The sequence below is a fragment of the Rhodococcus sp. NPDC127527 genome, assembly GCF_042672245.1.
Classification (GTDB): domain Bacteria; phylum Actinomycetota; class Actinomycetes; order Mycobacteriales; family Mycobacteriaceae; genus Rhodococcus_G.
Genome location: NZ_JBHXVP010000003.1, coordinates 395,974 through 414,773, shown reverse-complemented (window position 1 = coordinate 414,773; position 18,800 = coordinate 395,974). Strand labels below are relative to the sequence as shown.

The 18,800-nt window shown below is 69.9% G+C and carries 19 protein-coding genes and 1 pseudogene; 9 read left to right on the top strand and 11 right to left on the bottom strand.

The window, feature by feature from the left end:
• Positions 1-18 precede the first annotated feature (18 nt).
• Positions 19-204, bottom strand: a complete 186-nt coding sequence (locus ACFVH2_RS07845) for a hypothetical protein (RefSeq protein WP_378420084.1) — start codon at positions 202-204, stop codon at positions 19-21.
• A 126-nt stretch (positions 205-330) separates the two neighbouring features.
• Between ACFVH2_RS07845 and ACFVH2_RS07840 the strand changes: the two genes are divergently transcribed.
• From ACFVH2_RS07840 to ACFVH2_RS07830, 3 genes are all read left to right on the top strand, one after another.
• Positions 331-810: a PH domain-containing protein gene (locus ACFVH2_RS07840; RefSeq protein ID WP_378420514.1), complete on the top strand. Its 480-nt coding sequence runs from the start codon at positions 331-333 to the stop codon at positions 808-810.
• Positions 811-929: 119 nt separating this feature from the next.
• Positions 930-2,402, top strand: coding sequence for a PH domain-containing protein (locus ACFVH2_RS07835; protein ID WP_378420516.1), 1,473 nt, complete (start codon positions 930-932; stop codon positions 2,400-2,402).
• Between the two features lie 23 nt (positions 2,403-2,425).
• On the top strand, positions 2,426-3,115 hold the full coding sequence (locus tag ACFVH2_RS07830; RefSeq protein WP_378420518.1) for a uracil-DNA glycosylase: 690 nt from the start codon (positions 2,426-2,428) through the stop codon (positions 3,113-3,115).
• Here ACFVH2_RS07830 and ACFVH2_RS07825 read toward each other — a convergent pair.
• Positions 3,112-4,422: a YncE family protein gene (locus ACFVH2_RS07825; protein WP_378420085.1), complete on the bottom strand. Its 1,311-nt coding sequence runs from the start codon at positions 4,420-4,422 to the stop codon at positions 3,112-3,114. The genes ACFVH2_RS07830 and ACFVH2_RS07825 overlap by 4 nt on opposite strands.
• Before the next feature lie 238 nt (positions 4,423-4,660).
• Here ACFVH2_RS07825 and ACFVH2_RS07820 point away from each other — a divergent pair, with 238 nt between their 5' ends.
• Both ACFVH2_RS07820 and ACFVH2_RS07815 read left to right on the top strand, forming a co-directional pair.
• On the top strand, positions 4,661-5,167 hold the full coding sequence (locus tag ACFVH2_RS07820; protein ID WP_378420086.1) for a hypothetical protein: 507 nt from the start codon (positions 4,661-4,663) through the stop codon (positions 5,165-5,167).
• Between the two features lie 166 nt (positions 5,168-5,333).
• Positions 5,334-5,540: pseudogene (locus tag ACFVH2_RS07815) on the top strand (integrase core domain-containing protein); the annotation flags it as partial.
• Here the strand turns inward: ACFVH2_RS07815 and ACFVH2_RS07810 are convergent.
• The 7 genes from ACFVH2_RS07810 to ACFVH2_RS07780 form a co-directional block, all read right to left on the bottom strand.
• Entirely contained in the window at positions 5,537-5,953 is a 417-nt protein-coding gene (locus ACFVH2_RS07810) for a hypothetical protein (protein WP_378420087.1), read from the bottom strand. The pseudogene ACFVH2_RS07815 and the gene ACFVH2_RS07810 sit on opposite strands and share 4 nt — an antisense overlap.
• Positions 5,954-6,001: 48 nt before the next feature.
• Positions 6,002-6,157: a hypothetical protein gene (locus ACFVH2_RS07805; protein WP_378420088.1), complete on the bottom strand. Its 156-nt coding sequence runs from the start codon at positions 6,155-6,157 to the stop codon at positions 6,002-6,004.
• Positions 6,158-6,236: 79 nt separating this feature from the next.
• Positions 6,237-7,613, bottom strand: a complete 1,377-nt coding sequence (locus ACFVH2_RS07800; RefSeq protein WP_378420089.1) for a glutamate decarboxylase — start codon at positions 7,611-7,613, stop codon at positions 6,237-6,239.
• A gap of 121 nt (positions 7,614-7,734) precedes the next feature.
• Positions 7,735-8,628 (bottom strand): N-acetyl-1-D-myo-inositol-2-amino-2-deoxy-alpha-D-glucopyranoside deacetylase, encoded by an 894-nt coding sequence (mshB, locus tag ACFVH2_RS07795; RefSeq protein WP_378420090.1) that lies wholly within the window; start codon positions 8,626-8,628, stop codon positions 7,735-7,737.
• Positions 8,625-10,439: an ABC transporter family substrate-binding protein gene (locus ACFVH2_RS07790; RefSeq protein ID WP_378420091.1), complete on the bottom strand. Its 1,815-nt coding sequence runs from the start codon at positions 10,437-10,439 to the stop codon at positions 8,625-8,627. Before ACFVH2_RS07790 ends, mshB begins: the two co-directional genes overlap by 4 nt.
• A 91-nt stretch (positions 10,440-10,530) precedes the next feature.
• Entirely contained in the window at positions 10,531-12,426 is a 1,896-nt protein-coding gene (typA, locus tag ACFVH2_RS07785) for a translational GTPase TypA (protein ID WP_378420092.1), read from the bottom strand.
• Between the two features lie 253 nt (positions 12,427-12,679).
• Positions 12,680-13,804, bottom strand: coding sequence for a helix-turn-helix transcriptional regulator (locus ACFVH2_RS07780; RefSeq protein WP_378420093.1), 1,125 nt, complete (start codon positions 13,802-13,804; stop codon positions 12,680-12,682).
• A 113-nt stretch (positions 13,805-13,917) separates the two neighbouring features.
• On the opposite strand from ACFVH2_RS07780, the gene ACFVH2_RS07775 reads away from it, so the two are divergent.
• The 3 genes from ACFVH2_RS07775 (at position 13,918) to ACFVH2_RS07765 (ending at position 16,695) form a co-directional block, all read left to right on the top strand.
• Positions 13,918-15,330 (top strand): FAD-binding oxidoreductase, encoded by a 1,413-nt coding sequence (locus ACFVH2_RS07775; protein ID WP_378420094.1) that lies wholly within the window; start codon positions 13,918-13,920, stop codon positions 15,328-15,330.
• A gap of 76 nt (positions 15,331-15,406) precedes the next feature.
• Positions 15,407-15,583 carry a hypothetical protein gene (locus tag ACFVH2_RS07770; RefSeq protein ID WP_378420095.1) on the top strand — a complete coding sequence of 59 codons (177 nt, stop codon included), beginning with the start codon at positions 15,407-15,409 and terminating at the stop codon, positions 15,581-15,583.
• Between the two features lie 134 nt (positions 15,584-15,717).
• The gene (locus tag ACFVH2_RS07765; protein ID WP_378420096.1) at positions 15,718-16,695 is read left to right on the top strand and encodes a DUF389 domain-containing protein; all 978 of its coding nucleotides are present in this window, start codon (positions 15,718-15,720) and stop codon (positions 16,693-16,695) included.
• A gap of 30 nt (positions 16,696-16,725) precedes the next feature.
• On the opposite strand, the gene ACFVH2_RS07760 is transcribed toward ACFVH2_RS07765, so the two are convergent.
• Complete coding sequence (locus ACFVH2_RS07760) at positions 16,726-17,145, bottom strand: (deoxy)nucleoside triphosphate pyrophosphohydrolase (protein WP_378420097.1); 420 nt, start codon at positions 17,143-17,145, stop codon at positions 16,726-16,728.
• A 15-nt stretch (positions 17,146-17,160) separates the two neighbouring features.
• Between ACFVH2_RS07760 and ACFVH2_RS07755 the strand changes: the two genes are divergently transcribed.
• Positions 17,161-17,445, top strand: a complete 285-nt coding sequence (locus tag ACFVH2_RS07755) for a 4a-hydroxytetrahydrobiopterin dehydratase (protein ID WP_378420098.1) — start codon at positions 17,161-17,163, stop codon at positions 17,443-17,445.
• On the opposite strand, the gene ACFVH2_RS07750 is transcribed toward ACFVH2_RS07755, so the two are convergent.
• Positions 17,393-18,658, bottom strand: a complete 1,266-nt coding sequence (locus ACFVH2_RS07750) for a mannosyltransferase (RefSeq protein ID WP_378420099.1) — start codon at positions 18,656-18,658, stop codon at positions 17,393-17,395. The genes ACFVH2_RS07755 and ACFVH2_RS07750 overlap by 53 nt on opposite strands.
• Positions 18,659-18,800 lie beyond the last annotated feature (142 nt).

Sequence of the window (18,800 nt, the reverse complement as noted above, 5' to 3'; positions counted from 1 at the left end):
CAGCAGGTCCGCGCTCACTCACCCCCGCGGATAGTCCTCGTCGTCGGGCACGCTGCGCTGCTGCTCGGCCACGTCCGCCTCGTTCACCTCCAGGGCGTCGGTCGCGATCTCCTCGACGGGGTCCTCGCCGTCGTCGGTCCCGCCGACCGCGGTGCCCTGTTCCACACCGTCCGCCTCGGGAACCTCGGCCTCGAATCGGTCCATGTGCACCTCCTGCTCGGCCCAGTGTCCAGGCTAGTCCTGCTCGAAGGGGCGAGAACCACGCAAGCACGGCCGCCCCGAATCGGGCAGGCTGAGCATGTGAGCAGCCCCGCACCCTCCGTCGTGACCATGGCCGATCCGCAGTACCGGCCGAGCACCAGGGCGCCGCGACTGTGGGCGATCAACGCCGTCCTCGCCTGGATCCCGGTCTTCGTCGCGCAGGCGGTGTGGGCGGCCGTCACCGACCGGTGGACCGACTGGCCGCACGTCGCGATGTTCGCGGCCACCCTCGTCCTCGCCCTCGTGCACGTCCTGGTGGTCCCGCAGTGGCGCTACCGCGTGCACCGCTGGGAGGTCAGCCCGACCGCCGTGTACACCAAGACGGGGTGGTTCAACCAGGAGCGGCGCATCGCCCCGATCTCCCGGATCCAGACGGTCGACACCGAACGCGGGCCGATCGACCGGATGCTGGGACTGGCCACGGTCACCGTCACCACCGCCTCCTCGGCGGGCGCCGTCAAGATCACCGCACTCGACCGGGACGTCGCCGACGCGACCGTCGCCCAGCTGACCGAGATCGCGGGCCGCAACCTCGGGGACGCGACGTGAGCACCCCCGAACGGCTCGACGCCGTGAACCCCGCTCCGGGCACCGCTCCCCCCGAGGCGTCGGGCGAGGAGGCACTGGCCGCGGAGCGGGAGCAGCCCTGGCTTCGTCTCGACAAGCGGATGCTGCTGGTGCACCCGGTCAACGAGGTGGTCAGACTTCTTCCGGTGCTGCTGATCTCGCTCGTCGTCGGCACCCGGACCGGCAATCACCTCTGGGGACTCGGTGCCGTCGCCGTCCTGGTGGCCTACGCGGTCGCACGCTGGTTCACCACCAGCTACCGACTCGGACCGGTCCACGTCCAGATGCGGTCGGGGCTCTTCCAGAAGAAGCTGCTGTCGGTGCCGCGCAACCGGATTCGCTCGGTCGACGTGGAAGCCGGCGTGCTGCACCGCATGCTCGGACTGTCGGTGGTGCGGGTCGGCACCGGGCGACGCACCGGTCGGCCGGGAGAATCTTCGACGTTCGAGCTGAACGCCCTCGACTCCCGGCTGGTGCCCGCCCTGCGCGCGGCCCTGCTCGCCCGACACGTCGACGCCCCGCCCGCCGCGGCACCCTCCATCGCCACACTCCGGGCGGCGGCCGAGGAGGAGGTCGAGATCGCGCACTGGTCACCCGGCTGGGTGCGCTACGCGCCGTTCTCCGTCACCGGGGTACTCACCGTCCTCGCGGCGGTCGCGCTCGCGTTCCAGTACGGCATCGGCCAGCAGATCGCCCACTCGTCCGCCGTCTCACGCGGACTCGACACGGCCCAGCGTGTCGGCATCACCGTGGCCGTGGTCTCCGGCCTGGTCGTGCTGCTCGCCGTCGCGAGCACGCTGGCGTGCGCGCGCTACCTCATCGCGTTCAGCAACCTTCGCGTCACCGACGACGGGCGGGTGCTGCACGTGAGCCACGGCCTGCTCGAGACCCGCCAGACCACCCTGGACCGGACGAGGCTGCGCGGTGCCACGCTGCACGAGCCGCTGCTGCTGCGGCTCGCCCACGGCGCGCGGCTGGACGCGATCATGACCGGAGTCGCGGTGGAGAAGCGGCATTCGTCGATGCTGCTGCCGCAGTCGCCGCGCGAGGAGGCCACCCGCATGATGGGGATCGTCCTGCGCGAGCACGACTTTCCCGCCGACGTCACCGCGTCGCTCACCGAGCACGGGCCGGCCGCCCGCCGTCGCCGCTACACCCGGGCACTGCTGCCGGTCGGCGCACTCGCCGCGGTCGTCGCCGTCGCGGCCGCGTTCGGACGGAGCGCGGGCTGGCCGGAAGTGATCGTGCTGGTGCTGCTCGCCGGGTGTGCCGCCGCGCTCGCGTACGACCGCTACCGCGGGTTGGGCCATGCCACGGCGCCGGGCTGGCTGGTCACCCGGAGCGGCTGTCTGGACCGCAGCAGGCACAGCCTCGAGGCTGCGGGCATCGTCGGCTGGACCGTGCGCCAGACGTTCTTCCAGCGGCGCGCGGGCGTGGCCACCGTGGTCGCGGCGACGCCCGCAGGCACCGGCCACTACGAGGTGATCGACCTTCCCGCCGAGCGGGCGTGGGATCTGGTCGAGTCGGTGACGCCGGGGGCCGGCGACATCTGGGCGCGCCGGGAACGACCGTGACGCGATATCCGAGCCTCGCGGACATGGACGGCGACCTGATCGCCTGCAGGCGCTGCCCCCGACTGGTCGCCTGGCGCGAGCGGGTGGCGGACGAGAAGCGGGCGGCATTCCGCAACGAGACCTATTGGGGCAGACCGGTACCCGGATTCGGTCCGTCCGATGCCGCGATGCTGATCGTCGGGCTCGCACCCGCCGCGCACGGCGGGAACCGCACCGGCCGGATGTTCACCGGCGACCGTAGCGGTGACGTGCTGTTCGCGGCGCTGTACGCGGTCGGGCTGGCCAACCAGCCGACCGCCGTCAGCCGCGACGACGGCCTGCTGCTGCGCGGGGTCCGGGTCACCGCACCCGTGCACTGCGCTCCGCCGGACAACAAGCCCACCCCCGCCGAGCGGGACACCTGCCGTCGCTGGATCGACGAGGAACTGCGGCTGCTCACGCCGACCCTGCACGCGGTGGTCGTGCTCGGCGGATTCGGTTGGCAGGCACTGTTTCCGGTGCTCGCCGACGCGGGTTGGGCGGTGCCGAGGCCGCGGCCGAAGTTCGGCCACGGCACGCGGGTGACGCTGCCCTCGACCGGCGGCGGCCACGCACTGGAGGTGTTCGGCAGCTTCCACGTCAGCCAGCAGAACACCTTCACCGGCAGGCTCACGCCCGCCATGCTCGAGGCCGTACTGGCCGACGCGGGCCGCGCCGCCGGGCTGCTCAGCTAGGAGTCGGCGCTCCCGCCTCCCCCGGTCCCCGGATCGCCGCCGGCCGCGGTCCCCGTCCAGCCGGCGGGGACGTGTCCGAGGCGAACCCGCTGCGGGTGGTCGCCGACCGGAACGGTGGCCACCTTCTGCCCCGTCGCGAAGTCGATCGCGCTCACCGCATCGTTCGCGCTCTCCGAGATCACGCAGTGGGTGCCGTCCCCGTTCACCGTGGCCCAGTAGGGTTTTCCGGCGGGAACGGTCGGCGACTCCTGCAGGGTGTCGGTGTCCACCACCGTGACGTAGTCGTCCATCGTCCCGGCGATGCACAGCTTGCGCCCGTCGGGGCTGATCGACATGCCGTGGTGCCGCGAGTCGTTGACCCACGTCGTCCGGTCCGGGCTGGTCTTCGGATTCTTGGGCAGTTCCTTGACCCTGGTGATCTTGTCGGCGGCGATGTCGTACTCGACGAAGCCGTTGAAGAAGGACACCTGGAAGTACATCTTGCTCTCGTCGGGTGCGAAGGCCACCGGCCGCACCGCGTCCGAGAGGTCCTTGCGACCGAATGCGTCCAGCCTGTCCCGCATGTCGATGACGCGGACCGTCTGGAAGGTCTGGGTGTCGACCACCGTGATCTTGCGGTCGCCCTTGGTGAAGTCGAGTGACGGGTCGTCCAACGGGGTGTTGACCTCGCCGATCGCCATGTTCCACAGGTACCGGCCGCCGTCGGTGAAGACGTTCTCGTGCGGCTTGTCACCCGTCCTGAACGAGCCGATCTGGACGCCCGTCGAGATGTCGAGGACGTGCACGGTGTTGCTCGTCGACGCCGAGACCGCGACCCGTCGGCCGTCCGGCGAGACCGCCATGTGGTCGGAGCGGTAGCCGGAGACGGGGAAGCGCCAGTTGATCTTTCCGCTCGCGAGGTCGATCGAGACGACGTCGGCGAAGCTGGGCCGGGACGCGACTACCGCGGACCCGTCGGGCGTCGTGTACATGTCGTCGACGTTCTGGTCGTGCCCCTCGCCCGCGGTGAGCCGGATGCCCTGGTAGAAGCCGTACCGGACCGGGTCGCTCTGGATCTCGCGCATTCGCTGGGCCCGGTCCGGGATCATGTTCACCCGGCCGATCTTGGCGTAGTCGCCGGTCGAGGCGATCACGTCGGCGGTGCCCTCCCAGTTGTTGCCGACGAACAGCACCTCCCTCAGCCCGTCCGGTGACGGCGGTGCGGCATTGGCGATTCCGAAAGTTCCGAGCGCGAACACCGCGACGGCGGAGGCCGTGGCCCATCGGATCGGACGTCCGCACAGATACCGAGTCGATGCCGCCGCCACGTGTCCACTCCTGTCGTCGAGCCGGTGATTACGCGCCGAAGGGTAGCGACTGAACCTCGGCGAGGGAGCGGTTTCCTCGATCCCTCGCGCCGGCTAGCTGTTGCGGGTCATGACGTTGATGGCAGCACCGCCCTTGACCTTCAGGTAGGTCGAAGCCGAATGATGCTGGGGGGTGGCGGACTTTCGCTAACCCTCGGCCGACTACGGCGATCTCACCACAACCGAAGGAGCAGGGGAAATGACAGAATCCATTGGCACGGACTCGATGATGGACGCGATTGGCAAGGCCATCACCGAGGGGCGCAGTGGAAACGTCGTCGGTGCCCGCGGCCAACTGCTGGACCTGTGGAAGACGATCGGCGTCGGCGGCGATCCCTTGCACCGCTGCACACTCGCGCACTCCCTCGCCGACCTCTATGCCGATCCCGCCCAGGCGCTGGCGTGGGATGTGCGCGCACTCGATGCCGCCGACTCCATCAGCGAGCAGCGCGTCCAAGAACACCACGCCGGCCTGCATATCGCTGGCTTCTATCCCTCGCTTCACCTCAACCTCGCCGACAATTATCGGCGGCTGGGCTCCTTCGAAGCCGCACGTGAACACCTCGACGTAGCTCGGGAGCGCTCGTCGGCGCTGCCCCCCGACTCCTATGGGCAACTCATTCGTGCGGTGATCGACGAGGTGACCACGGCCGTCGAGAATCGGGACACCGCGGTCCGCGCTTCGGCGCCTGGCGTGACCGCGTGACACACGAGAACGCGCCCCTCACACCGGAGGGGCGCCGACGTCTCATCGAGCGGTGCTGGACCAGACCGATTGCGCACGTGGCCGCCGAAATGGGTATCTCGCGTGCCTGCGCGAGCAAGTTGGTCGGCCGCTATCGCCAGTTCGGCGACCTCGGGCTTCTAGATCGATCCGCAAAGTCGAGCGCTACAACAGGATCCTGGCCGAGGAGTTCCTCTATGCCCGGGAATGGCAGTCCGAATACCAACGCTCAGAAGCGCTCGGAGTGCGGACCGTGCACTACAACTATCACCGGCCCCACAGTGCCGCCGGTGACCTGCCACCGGCTTCGAAGCTCCACGCCGGCGTCACCAACGTGGTGGCCTCATACAGCTAGCGCGGTCGTGCCGCCTGGCCCCGCGCCACGGCGGCGTCCGAGGCGAACTTGAACAGCAGGACCCCGGGCGGCACCAACCCGCAGACCAGCAGTAGCAGGGTGCGCCAGTCCGCGAGCAGCAGTACGTCGCCGCCGGGACCGCCGAACATGCACACCGCGAAGCCGAAGAACCAGCCGATCACCGGCAACGCCGTCATCGAGGTGCGGTCGGTGACCGTCCGTGCGCCGATCACCAGGAGCACGTTGATCAGTCCCGCGGCGAGAGCGCTCACCGGGAACGGCACCGTGCCGAGGCGCAGTGGGAGGAAGAGCACCGCGAGCACCGCGGTGAGCAGGCCGTCGAACACCAGCAACGCCAGGATCGCCGAGTCGAGGATTCCTGGCGTTCCGGTGGTTCGCGGGCTGGCCGTCATGACCTCGATCGTAGGACCCGGGTCACCGAACCACGTTCTCGGCAGCGATCAGGGCACCGGCGGATAGCCGAGCATCGTCAACAGATGGCTCTGCATGTCGACGAATCCGTACAGCGCATTCATGTACATGTCGTGGTACATCTGCGCGTTCGGCCGCAACGAATCCACGAAAGCCACGATCGCGTTCTGCACGTCCCAGTTCAACTTCGACACCCTTCGCCGGCCCGACCGCTATGACCTACCTCACATCGTAGCCGGGTCGGCGGGTGTTACCGGGGGCAGATCAGTGATGGAACCCGGTGCGGGCCGCGTCGCTGGGCGTGCCCGACTTCAGCCTCGTCAAGGCCGCCCTGATGTCGTCCGCGAGCAGGGCGATCTCGTCACGAGAAACGCCGTGGCGGACCAGCACGCGCTGGATCACCGTCTCCTGGCGGTCCGGCGGCAGCGGGTAGGACGGCACCTGCCAGCCGCGGATTCGCAGTTGCTCGCTGAGGTCGTACAGCGAGAACCCCGCGGAGTCCGGGTCGGTGAGCGTGTACGACACCGCGGGCAACCCGCCGCGGCCGTCGTAGAGCAGGGTGAACGGGCCCATCTCGCTGACCTGCCCGGCCAGGTACTGCGCGGTGTCCACGCACGACTGGTGGATCTGCCGGTACCCCTCCCGACCGAGGCGCAGCAGCAGGTAGTACTGGGCGACGATCTCGCCTCCCGGCCGCGAGAAGTTCAGCGCGAAGGTCGGCATGTCGCCGCCGAGATAGCTGACCCGGAACACGAGGTCCTCCGGCAGCAGGTCGGCCGACCGCCAGACCACCCAGCCGACGCCGAGCGGCGCCAGCCCGTACTTGTGCCCGGAGGAGTTGATCGAGGCCACCCGGGGCACCCGGAAGTCCCACACCAGGTCCGGTTCCAGGAACGGCGCGATGAATCCCCCGCTCGCGGCGTCGACGTGGATCGGCACGTCCCACCCGCTGTCCGCCTCGATCGCGTCGAGTTCGGCCGCGATGTCGGCGACCGGCTCGTAGTCGCAGGTGTAGGTGACGCCGAGGATGGCCACCACACCGATCGTGTTCTCGTCCACGTACTTCCGGAGCTGATGCGGCTGCAGCCCGGTCGCACCCTCCTCGATCGGCACCTGCCGCAGCTCCACGTCGAAGTAGCGCGCGAACTTCTCCCAGCACACCTGCACCGGACCGCACACCAGGTTGGGCCGGTCGGCCGGCTTGCCCGCCGCTTCGCGGCGTTGCCGCCAGCGCCATTTCAGCGCGAGCCCGCCGAGCATGGCCGCCTCGCTGGACCCGGTGGTCGAGCAGCCCATCGTCCCGCGCCCGTCCGGCGAGTTCCACAGGTCGGCGAGCATGTGCACGCAGCGGGACTCGATCTCGGCGGTCTGCGGGTACTCGTCCTTGTCGATCATGTTCTTGTCGAGGCAGTCGTTCATCAGGCGATGAACCTCGTCCTCGGACCAGGTCGAGCAGAAGGTGGCCAGGTTCTGCGAGGAGTTGCCGTCGAGTGCCAGCTCGCCACGAATCAGCGCGTACGCGATCCTCGGATCCGACGATTCCCGCGGCATCTGGTACTTCGGCAGCACGGCCTCGCTCAGCGGAGAGGAGTAGATGTCGTCGACGGTGTCTTCCTTGTTGCTCACCCGATGCAGCGCCATCTACCTCGTCCTCCGTCATCCGATATCGAAATTCGACAATGGATACAACGCGTCCAGAGCAGGTACTAGGTGGAACGCCCTCAGGGTAACCCCGATGGCATCGCGGCGTCGGGCAGACGAATCAGGCGATTCCCGAGAACAGGTCCCGCTCCCGGCCGTCCGCCGCGGTCTCGCCGCGGGTTCCCCGCACCAGGACGAAGTGTTCCTCCGCCAGGATCGGCTGGGCGATGTTGTTGGAGAGGGCGTACTCGACGCCGCTGGGCGACACCGTCACCTGGGTCGCGTGCGCCGCCAGGGCCGACACCTTGCGGTCGAGGACACCGCGGACGTCGATCGTGGTCGTCACGGACTCGTCGGGCACGCAGGGCAGCTCGCCGGGCTCGGGCAGCCGCCAGCCGGACGGCAGCTCGCCGATCGATTCGATCCCCCGCTCGAGCGAATCCGCCTCCGTGACAGTCCAGTACAGCTTCGACGGCACCCAGGGGATGCCCGCATTCGGATACCGGACGGTGCCCGCCGCCTCGAAGGCCGCCGTCGTCAACCGATGCACCTGCATGTGATCGGGGTGCCCGTAGCCACCTTCCGGGTCGTAGCAGACCACCACCTGCGGTCGCAGCTCCCGAATCACCGCCACCAGCGCCTCGATCGCCTCGTCGTGGTCGGCGCCGACGAAGGCGCGGGGATGGTCCGCCGACGGGGTGCCCATCATGCCGGAGTCGCGCCAGCGGCCGGCGTGGCCGAGGAAGCGCGGTCCCGCCACGCCCAACGCCGCCAACGCCGTGGAGAGCTCGAGCACACGGAAGCCGCCGAGCTGATCCGCCTGCGCCGCAACCAGTCCCGCCCACGTCCGCCCGATCACCTCCCCCTCCTCGCCGAGGGTGCAGGTCAGCACGGTCACCTCGGCGCCCTGCGCGGCATAGCGTGCGATGGTGCCGCCGGTGGTGATCGTCTCGTCGTCCGGATGCGCGTGCACGAGCAGCAGCCGGCGCGACGGCCGGGAGTCGTGGGCGGTCACTTCTGCCTCCTCGACCAGGCCTCGGCGTCGCCGAAGACGCCGACCTGGATCGCGCCGGGCAGCGTCACGCCCTGAACATCGGGCCCGACCGCCTCCACCGTGGCGTCCTGCATCAGCGGCAGCACCGCCGCCAGGTCCCACAGGCGCGGTTCGGCGTGCGCGATCGCCTCCCCCACGTCGACACTCCCCCGCAGCGCCTCGTCGATGCTCGCCTGCAACGACGGGTCGCACAGCCCCGAGATATTGCTCGGCGCAGCGAGATTCGGCTCCGCCTCCTCGGATTCGGCGGTGGCGGTGGCGGTGGCGGTCGCGCCGGGCGCCGGGACGGGCCCGGCAGGCGGCGGACACCCGTAGCGGGAGGCCATCGAGGTGGCCGGGTCCGATCCTGCCCGCATCCAACCGACCACCGCGTCCACCTTGCCGCCGACGAGGGCCTTGCCGTACAGCTCGTCGGGACGCACGGTGGTCACCGTCGCGTTCACCCCGGTGCCGCGCAGCTGGTCCGCGGCGGTGTCCGCGACGGCGATCGCGGTGTCGTCGTTCTCCGGTGCACCGATGACGACGGCCAACTGCTTGCCGTCCTTGATGATTCGCGGCGGCTCGGTGCCGTCCGGACCGGTGCCGGCGGAGTACACCCAGCCCGCCTCACCGAGCAACCCCAGCGACTGGTCGCGGGTCAGCGGCGGCGGGGCGGTCGGCGCGTATCCGGGATCCGAGGGGGCGAGGACCTGCGCCCGGGCCACCGTCGCGTTCGATCCGGTGGGAGTGCCGACCGCGGCCAGCAGATCCGGGTTCAGCATCCCGAGCAGGCCACGACGGACGCGTTGGTCGCCGAGGGACGGCACCCGGCCGTTGAGGGTCAGTGCCAGCGTCCGCGGTTGGGCCGAGGTCGCGGCGTGGACCGACGGGATGGCCCCGAGCTGCGCCTGCAACGGCCCGGCCCCGCGGACCTGCGCGACCTGCGCGTCGCCGGACCGCATCGAGTCCGCCAGTTGCGCGTTCGAACCGCCGCGGCGCATCAGGATCTGGTCCGCGGTGGCGGGCTTGCCCCAGAATCGGTCGTTGCGTTCGAGCAGGATCTCGTCGCGGCCGCGGTCGATGGACTTGATGTGGAAGTGCGCGCCCGAGACCGGGATGTTGTCGGCGAGGCCGCGCGCGAAGCCGCCCGGCGAGTCCTTCACCAGGTGCGAGGGCAGCAGGTCGGTGAACAGCTCACGCCAGGCCGGATACGGCGAACGCATCGTGACGGTGACCGTCTTGCCCCCGCCCGAGGACCCGATGTCGTCGATCAGGGCGTAACCGGCGGGGTCGACGACGCCGGGCTGGCTGGTCATCTGCTGCCACAGGTAGCGGAAGTCCTCGGCGGCGATCGGCGCGCTGTCGGACCACTGCGCCTCGTTGCGGAGCTGGTAGGTGATGGTGAACGGAGCCTGGGAGGTGACGTCCGCGGAGACGAGCAACGACTGGTCGGGCAGCCAGTCGGTGCCGCCGGGGTGCGTCGGGCTCGGCACCGGGCGGAACGGGCTCGGCAGCACCATCGAGGTGACCGCCGAGTTGACCGGCGACTGGTCCGCGAGCAGATGCGGGTTGAAGCCCCTCCCGATCTCGTCGATCGCGACCACGACGGTGTTCTTGGTGGCGACGGCCGTGGTCGGCTTGGGGCTGTCTGTACTTTCCACGGGCGGAGGCGGATTGGCTGTGCAGCCCGCGAGGGTGACCCCCACGACCAGCGCGCCCACCACCGGCAGGACGCGGCCGGAGCGGAGCCTGCGCAGCGACCACCCGTCGTACAGCCGTCCCGCTCGATGCACTCGCCAGTCCCTTCGATCTACCGCCATGACAACTGTGCGCGGTCGACGAGTCCACGGACTCGTCGACCGCGCACAGGCGCGAAGCGAAACCTTACAGCGCGGCCTTGTCGCGCGACTTCGCACGCGAACGCTCACGGGCGCGCTCGGTGGCGTTGAGATGGACCTTGCGGACGCGGATCGCCTCCGGGGTCACCTCGACGCACTCGTCGCCGGCGCAGAACTCCATCGCGGACTCGAGCGTCAGCTCGATCGGCTTCGCGAGGGTCTCCGTGACGTCGGCGGTCGCCGAACGCATGTTGGTGAGCTTCTTCTCCTTGGTGACGTTGATGTCGAGGTCCTCAGCACGCGGGTTGATGCCCACGACCATGCCCTCGTAGGTGTCCGCGCCCGGATCGACGAAGAACGTGCCGCGGTCCGACAGCTGGATCATCGCGAACGGGGTGACGCTGCCGCTCCGGTCGGAGACCAGCGAGCCGGTGTGGCGGGCGCGGATCTCGCCTGCCCACGGCGCGTAGCCGTGCGAGACGGCGTTGGCGATGCCGGTGCCGCGGGTCTCGGTGAGGAAGTCGGTGCGGAAACCGATCAGACCACGCGACGGGACGATGAACTCCATCCGGACCCAACCGGTGCCGTGGTTGGTCATCTGGACCATCTTGCCCTTGCGGTTCGCCAGCAGCTGGGTGATCGCGCCGAGGTGCTCCTCGGGGGTGTCGATGGTCAGTTCCTCGAACGGCTCGTGCACCTTGCCGTCGACCTGGCGGGTGACGACCTGCGGCTTGCCGACGGTCAGCTCGAAGCCCTCGCGACGCATCTGCTCGACGAGGATGGCCAGCGCCAGCTCACCACGGCCCTGCACCTCCCACGCGTCCGGACGGCCGATGTCGAGGACGCGCAGCGACACGTTGCCGATCAGCTCGGAGTCGAGGCGGGTCTTGACCATGCGCGCGGTCAGCTTGTGGCCCTTGACCCGGCCGACGAGCGGCGAGGTGTTGGTGCCGATCACGACCGAGATCGCGGGCTCGTCGACGGTGATGGTCGGCAGCGCGACCGGGTTCTCGGTGTCGGCGAGGGTGTCGCCGATCATGATCTCGGGGATGCCGGCGACGGCGACGATGTCGCCCGCGCCAGCGCTCTCACCGGGCTCGCGGGTGACGCCGACGGTCTTGAGCAGCTCGGTGATCTTGACGGTCTTGACGCCGTCGGCGTGCATCCACGCCACCTGCTGACCCTTGCGGAGCTCGCCGTTGTGGATGCGGACCAGCGCGAGGCGGCCGAGGAAGTCGGAGGCGTCGAGGTTGGTGACGTGAGCCTGCAGCGGCGCAGCGGAATCACCCTTGGGGGCCGGCACGTGCTCCATCAGGACGTCGAACAGGACGTCGAGGTTCTCGGTGTCGGGCGCCTGGCCGTCCTCGGGACGGTTGAGCGACGCCTTGCCCTCACGGCCCGACGCGTACAGGACCGGCAGGTCGAGCAGCGCCTCGGCGGCCTGGGCGGCCTCGTCGTCGAGGTCGGACGCCAGGTCGAGGAGCAGGTCCTGCGCCTCGGTGACGACCTCCTCGATGCGGGCATCGGGACGGTCCGTCTTGTTCACCACGATGATGACGGGCAGCGACGCGGCGAGCGCCTTGCGCAGCACGAAGCGGGTCTGCGGCAGCGGGCCCTCGGACGCGTCGACGAGCAGGACGACGCCGTCGACCATGGACAGGCCGCGCTCGACCTCGCCGCCGAAGTCGGCGTGGCCGGGGGTGTCGATGACGTTGATGACGGTGACCGTGCCGTCCGCGTTGTGGCGGTGGACGGCGGTGTTCTTCGCGAGGATGGTGATGCCCTTCTCGCGTTCGAGGTCACCGGAGTCCATGACGCGGTCGACCAGCTCGGCGCGCTCGGCGAAGGCGCCGGACTGGCGCAGCATGGCGTCGACGAGGGTGGTCTTGCCATGGTCGACGTGCGCGACAATGGCGACGTTACGGAAATTGGTGGTGCTCACGCGGGGCGTTCTCCTGGCTGCTGACGGGGCCACACGAAGTTGGTGTCGTACGGCTTCTGGCTGCCGCTACGCGCATGCGTGATTCCCATTCGCGATCCCCGTCCACCGAACAACGCTCGAGCTTCACGATCGGTGCGCCGGCGCAGGGACTGCGGCCAGCAAATACAGTACCCGCCCTCGTCGCCACTTCTCGCCCCGCGACCGGCAATCAGCACCGTTGACCTGCGGATCGTGATCTACACCACTGCCACCGTCACGGCGACGAGACAAACCAACCCGACGGCCCCAACCGGGAATCCTTGCGCGCCGCGTAGTGGTCGAAGAACACCCGTGCGGTGAGCTCCTTGCGGTTCGAGACCCCGGCCTTGTCGAAGACGACCTTGAGGTGGTCCTGCACCGTGTACGGGGACAGGTGCAGCGCCTTCGCGATCTCGGCAGTGCTCGCCCCACGCAGTACGCCGTCCACGACGTCCCGCTCCCTGGGTGTCAGCCCGAACGCCGCCACCACCAGTGGCACGATTTCGGGGGCACCGGCAGGCTCGATGGTGACCACGACCTGCGCCGGGTGGCCGGCGCGCCCGGCGAGCGGGGCGGCGTGCACGGCGAGCCACTGCCCGGTCCGCGACCGCACCCGCACACGCGGCACAGAGGTGTTCCGTCCGGAGGCGAGCGCCCGCGCCCCCGACAGCGTCGCCAGCACCGATTGCGGAAGCTCCGACCAGAGGTCCCCGCCCAGTTCCTCCACGCGGACCTGCGCGGCCAGGGTGGCCTGGTACAGGGTGTTGTCGTGGCCGAAGGTGAGCACCGCGGGCCCGTCCTCCGCGCTGACGACCTCCGCCCCCGGCGCGGCGTCGGCGATCAGTCCGGCACGCACGCCGACCGCCAGCATCCCCGACAGGCCGTCCACGAAGCCGGCCTCGGCGGGGCTGAATCCGCTGCCGCCGGCCCTGCGGTAGATCGCCAACCCGCCCCAGACGTCTCCGCCGGTGCGCATCGTCGCCCGCATCTCGTGACCGAGATCGAACACCGGCTCGAACAGCTCGCGGAAGCGAGAGCTGCGGCGCGGATCACCACCGGTCGCCTCGTGCAGGATGCTCGCGCCGACGTCGCGGCGGGCCAGGTCGCTGAACAGGTTCACGTCGTCCTCGACGTACTCGTGGTGCGCGAACTCGACCTCGCACGGGTTGTCGAGTCCCGCCTTGACCGACCCGGTGACCATCGCGGTGACGGGATCCAGCGTGCCGAAGCACGCCGCGTCGAACGGCACGGCCTTGGTGAGCACCTCCATCGCGCTGTGCCCGAACTCCTGCCACGGCAGGCCGGCCCGGGAGAGCGCATCGAGCCGGGTGCGGGCCGCTTCCGCGCGCATGGTCGCCATGGCGTCGAATTCTCCCGCGCCCCGGCCGTTTCCGGTACCCCAGACTCCTGGGGTACCGGAAACCCCGCCCCGGGGGATGTTCCCGGCGAGTCCGGCCGCACAGGCTTTCGACCATGACATCCACACCGATCGATCTCGATGCCCACCGCTCCCGCGCCCGCCTCGCGTCCGTTCCGTGGGACCGGCTCGCCGCCGCTCTCGACGGCCGGCTGGACCTGCCCGACAGCACCGACTGGCCAGCCGTGACACAGGCGTGGAACGTGAGCATCACCCAGCGCCCCGCCGCGGTCGTGACCGCCGCGACCACCGCCGACATCGTCAGGTCCGTCCGCTTCGCGGCCGACAACCACGTCCCGGTGACCGCACAGCCGGGCGGCCACGGCGCGACCCAGCGGCTCGACGACACCCTCCTGATCCGGACGAGCGCCCTCGACGACATCTGGATCGACGCGACCGCACGGACCGCACGGGTCGGTGCGGGCGTGAAGTGGGGCGCCCTGCAGTCCGCACTCGACGGCACCGGACTGACCGGGCTGATCGGCTCCAATCCCGACGTCTCAGTCGTCGGCTTCTGTCTCGGCGGCGGACTGTCCTGGTTCACCCGCCCGTTCGGCCCGGGCTCGGGGTCGCTCAGCGCCGTCGAACTCGTCGACGCGCAGGGTGTGCACCGCTGGGTGAGCGACGACAAGTCACCCGAGCTGATCTGGGCGCTGCGTGGCGGGGGCGGCGAGTTCGGCATCGTCACCGCCGTCGAGATCGACCTCTTCCCCGCGCCCGAGATCACCGGCGGACGACTGGCGTTTCCCGCCACCGACGCCGCGTCGGTGCTGCGTGCCGTCGCCGCCCTGACAGCGACCGCGCCCGCCGAGCTGTCGGTGTGGGCGTCGATCATGCACTTCCCGCCGATCCCGGAGTTGCCCGACGAGATTCGCGGGCAGTCCTTCTGCTTCGTCGACACGGTGCTGTTGGGCTCGGGCCTCGAGCACTCGGCGCACCTGGCGCCGATCCGCGCGGCGGGCACGGTGCTCCGCGACACGACCCGCCCGCTGCAGCCCGGCGACGTCGGCGCGATCTGCGAGGAGCCGACCGATCCGTCGCCGGGCCTCCACTCGTCGATGATGCTCACCGCGCTCGACGACGACGTGATCGACTTGGTGGTCGAGCGGACCGGCACGGCCGGTTCACTCCCGCTCACCCAGGTCCAGTTCCGGCATCTGGGCGGACCGGCCCGGACGGGGCGCGACGGCGCGGTCGATCTGCGACGCACCCGGGCGGAGTTCGCGGTGATGACGCTGACCGTCGCTCCCCAGCCCGACCTGCTCGCCGCCGCGACTCGGGCGATGTCGGGCCTGTTCGACGCGCTCGCACCGTGGTCCGCGGGCCCGACGGTCCCGACGATGCTCGGGCCGGGCGAGTCGCTGGGGCGTGCCTTCGACTCGTGCACATTGGATCGGCTGCGCCGACTCAAGGAAGCCGTCGATCCGTCGTACGCGGTCCGCGGGAACTATTCGGTACACGGCCGCTGAGGTTGCGGCTGAGGACACGCTAACCTCGACTGGGGATTGCCTCCCCGGTCGTCGAAGCAGAAGGGCCCGGTCGCCGATGGGCAAGGTCAAGGCGAAGAAGGTCTCGGGCCTCAAGCCGAAGAAGAAGTGCTGCCGCAGCAAGAAGCGCTGTCTCAAGTGCCCGGTCGTCATCATGCGGATGAAGAAGCTCGAGAACGAGGGCGTCAAGGGCAAGGACCTGAAGAAGGGGCTCGCGAAGGCCCGCGCGTCCTGATCCCACCCCTGGGGACGCGGTTCATCCCCCGAGGATGACGCGCACCGGTCACGAGGTCGGCAGGCTGACCTCGTGACCGCCCCGTACCGCGCCGCCTCCCGGGCCGCGGGTCTCGAATCCGATCGAAGACCACGATGAGCGCGCTGATACCCGACAACCAGCGTCGCACCCTCGAGGAACTGGGCGATCGCCTGGACCTCGACTCCGGCGACGTCCACGCCAAGCGGTCCGCCTTCTGGATCATGCTGCTGTTGTCGGCGACGATCGCGGTCGCCGGGGTGGTCAGCGACTCCACCGCCACCGTCATCGGAGCGATGATCGTGGCCCCGCTGTCGACCCCGATCCTCGGCATCGGGCTCGGCATCGTCACCGGGCGGGCCGGTGCGGTGGGCCGGAGCATGCTGTACGTCCTCGTCAGCGCCGTCGCCGTCGTCGCGCTCGGTGCGCTGATCGCGCAGTTTCTCCCGAATCCCACCAACGTGCTGACCAATTCACAGGTGACGGGGCGCACGTCACCGACCCTGATGGACCTGCTGGCCGCGATCGCGACCGGGTTCGCCGGGTCGATCGCCATCGCCCGACGCGACGTCGGCGACGTGCTCCCAGGCGTGGCCATCGCCATCTCGCTCGTGCCGCCCCTGGGAGTGGTCGGCGTCTGCCTCGGGTCGGGTGCCCCGTCCCTCGCCGCCGGGGCGATGGTGCTGTTCCTGTCGAACGTGCTGGCCCTCGTCACCGCGTGCACCGCCGTCCTGATGGTCGCCGGCTACGCGCGTGATGCGGCCGAAACCTCCGGCGGGACCCGGCGCACCCGCGCTTACCTCGCCATCGCCGGGGCGTTCGTCGTCGTGATCGTGCCGATGGTGCTCAATTCGCTCTCGAGTCTCTGGGCGAGCCAGGTCCGGGTTGCCGCGGAGCAGTGGCTGAGCGGGACGCCGTCCGCCGAGGTCGGCACGGTCTCGATCCAGTCGGACACGGTCGTCGTCGACGTCACGAGCCCGGCCGACCTACCACCCGTCGACGACCTCCAGCGCACGGTCGACGGAATCGTGCCCTGGAACCCGACCGTCGTGGTGCAGTACACCGTCGGTCAGCGAGTCGAGTCCGGCCGGTAGGCACGCGATCGTCGCAAGGCACCGACGGTCCTACACCGAGGAGTCCAGCAGCGCAGTCAGCTCCGGCAGCCACACCTTGTCATTGGGAACGAGGTGCGCCGCGGCCAACTGTGCGGCATCGACCCACCGCACGGCAGCATGCTCGAGAGCCGTCGGGGTCCCGGACTCGAGCTCGACGACGTATGCCCGCAGCACCATCGCGCCGGGCAGCGGTACGTCGGCGCCGACCCGGGCGCGGACGATCGCCTCGACCCCCAGCTCCTCGCGCAGTTCCCGGCGCAACCCCTCGGACGGGATCTCCCCCGCCTCGATCTTGCCGCCCGGCAACTCCCACAACCCGGCCAACTCCGGCGGCGAGACCCGCTGCGCCAGCAGCAGCCGACCTGCGTGAACGATCGCGGCTGCGGCAACCTCGCGTAACTCGGCACTGTCGCCCACACCCCTGCGCATGGGACCATCATTGTCATGGTCGAGTTGCTGACCGACGCCGAGGTCGACACCGCACTCGCCGGGCTGCCGGACTGGCAGCGGGTGGGTTCGGAGATCGTCCGGGCCGTCGAGCTGCCCACGTTCCCCGCTGCCATCGCCCTCGTCGACCGCGTCGCCGAGGCCGCCGAAGCCCGCAATCACCACCCGGACATCGACATCCGTTGGCGAACCGTCACGTTCACCTGTTCCACCCATTTCAAGGGCGGGCTCACGGAACTGGACGTGGCGCTGGCTCAGGAGATCGATCGGCTCGCCGGGTGAGCCGTCCGGCGTAGATCACCCATGCGTAGAAGGCCACCGCCCCCACGACGTTGACCGCGCCCAGCCAGGCGAGCAGCGCGGGACGGGAGATCAGCCAGATCGTCTCCTGGAAGAAGCTGAGCACCCAGGGCACACCGACCAGGATCGACGCCAGCCAGCATCCCGCGAGGATCCGCGAACCCAGCAGGTCCGACAGCGGCCCGTGCACCAGCCAGATCAGCATGGGGATCAACCACACCCAGTGATGCGACCACGAGATCGGCGAGATCAGCAGCCCCAGCATCTGGACCACGAGCAGCGTGCCGAGCAGGTCGTCGGGGCCGAGTGAGCGCCACGCGAAGAACGCGAGCACCGCCAGTACCGCGACCGCGGTCAGCCACAGCGGTCCGCTGTCCACGTCGTGCCCGACCACGCGGCTCAGCGCGCCCCGCACCGACTGGTTCCACACCGACCCGACCGGGCCGATCCGGGAGGCGTCTCCGAGCAGGTGCTCGAAGTAGCGGCGCGCCTCGGACCCGATCAGGAGATAGCTGACGCCGACCGTGAGTCCGAACGCGACCGCCGAGAACACCGCGGCCTTCCACCGTCGCCGGAGCACGAAGTAGAGGCCGGTGATGGCCGGCGTGAGCTTGATGCCCGCGACGAAACCCACCAGTCCGCCGGCGACCCACCAGCGAGTGCTGCGCACCGCGACCATCGCACCCAGCGCGAGGAAGACGTTGACCTGGCCGTAGTCGAGCGTGGTCCGGACCGGTTCGGTCCACATACCGACGGCGGTCCAGACGACCGCGATCGAGGTCCAGCGCGGGTCGAGGCCGCGGGTGCCGAGCAACAGCTCGAGGCTCATCTTGACCAGCAGGTACAGCGCACCGATGGTGAGCAGCTGCCAACACACCCCCACCAGCCCGAACGGGAGGTAGTGCAAGGGCAGGAAGACCAGCGCCGCGAACGGCGGATAGGTGAACGGCAGCGGGAAGTCGGGGGTGAACTCCGAGTAGGTGTAGTCGTAGAGGTTGCCGCGCAGCAGGGCCGCCGAGCCGTCCACGTAGACGTGCAGGTCGACCAGGTTCATGCCGTTGGGACTCAGCAGACCCCACGCCATCCGGGCGAGCACCGAGACGGCGAGTAGCAGCGGCGCCAGGCGCAGCAGTCGCGCGGCGCGCGGACCCGTGCGAGGGCTTCGGACCGCCGATGCGGAGGGCGTCTCGGACACAGTGTTCGCGTTCTCCCGTGTGAGGTGGACCGACGGGGCGAACCCGAAGCCTGCAATCCCCGGAGCCTACGTCAGTGGCCCCGGACGACCCGAACCGGCAAATTCACATCCATAACAGTTGCATCAACAATCTCAATCTTCA

Coding starts and splice junctions, on each gene's coding strand:
- ACFVH2_RS07810 (WP_378420087.1), bottom strand. CDS start 5,953: ATGACGGCCAGCCCGCGAACCACCGGAACGCCAGGAATCCTCGACTCG.
- ACFVH2_RS07770 (WP_378420095.1), top strand. CDS start 15,407: ATGGGCAAGGTCAAGGCGAAGAAGGTCTCGGGCCTCAAGCCGAAGAAG.
- ACFVH2_RS07835 (WP_378420516.1), top strand. CDS start 930: ATGCTGCTGGTGCACCCGGTCAACGAGGTGGTCAGACTTCTTCCGGTG.
- ACFVH2_RS07820 (WP_378420086.1), top strand. CDS start 4,661: ATGACAGAATCCATTGGCACGGACTCGATGATGGACGCGATTGGCAAG.
- ACFVH2_RS07840 (WP_378420514.1), top strand. CDS start 331: ATGGCCGATCCGCAGTACCGGCCGAGCACCAGGGCGCCGCGACTGTGG.
- ACFVH2_RS07780 (WP_378420093.1), bottom strand. CDS start 13,804: ATGGCGACCATGCGCGCGGAAGCGGCCCGCACCCGGCTCGATGCGCTC.
- ACFVH2_RS07755 (WP_378420098.1), top strand. CDS start 17,161: ATGGTCGAGTTGCTGACCGACGCCGAGGTCGACACCGCACTCGCCGGG.
- ACFVH2_RS07845 (WP_378420084.1), bottom strand. CDS start 204: ATGGACCGATTCGAGGCCGAGGTTCCCGAGGCGGACGGTGTGGAACAG.
- ACFVH2_RS07800 (WP_378420089.1), bottom strand. CDS start 7,613: ATGGCGCTGCATCGGGTGAGCAACAAGGAAGACACCGTCGACGACATC.
- ACFVH2_RS07765 (WP_378420096.1), top strand. CDS start 15,718: ATGAGCGCGCTGATACCCGACAACCAGCGTCGCACCCTCGAGGAACTG.
- ACFVH2_RS07775 (WP_378420094.1), top strand. CDS start 13,918: ATGACATCCACACCGATCGATCTCGATGCCCACCGCTCCCGCGCCCGC.
- ACFVH2_RS07760 (WP_378420097.1), bottom strand. CDS start 17,145: ATGCGCAGGGGTGTGGGCGACAGTGCCGAGTTACGCGAGGTTGCCGCA.
- ACFVH2_RS07830 (WP_378420518.1), top strand. CDS start 2,426: ATGGACGGCGACCTGATCGCCTGCAGGCGCTGCCCCCGACTGGTCGCC.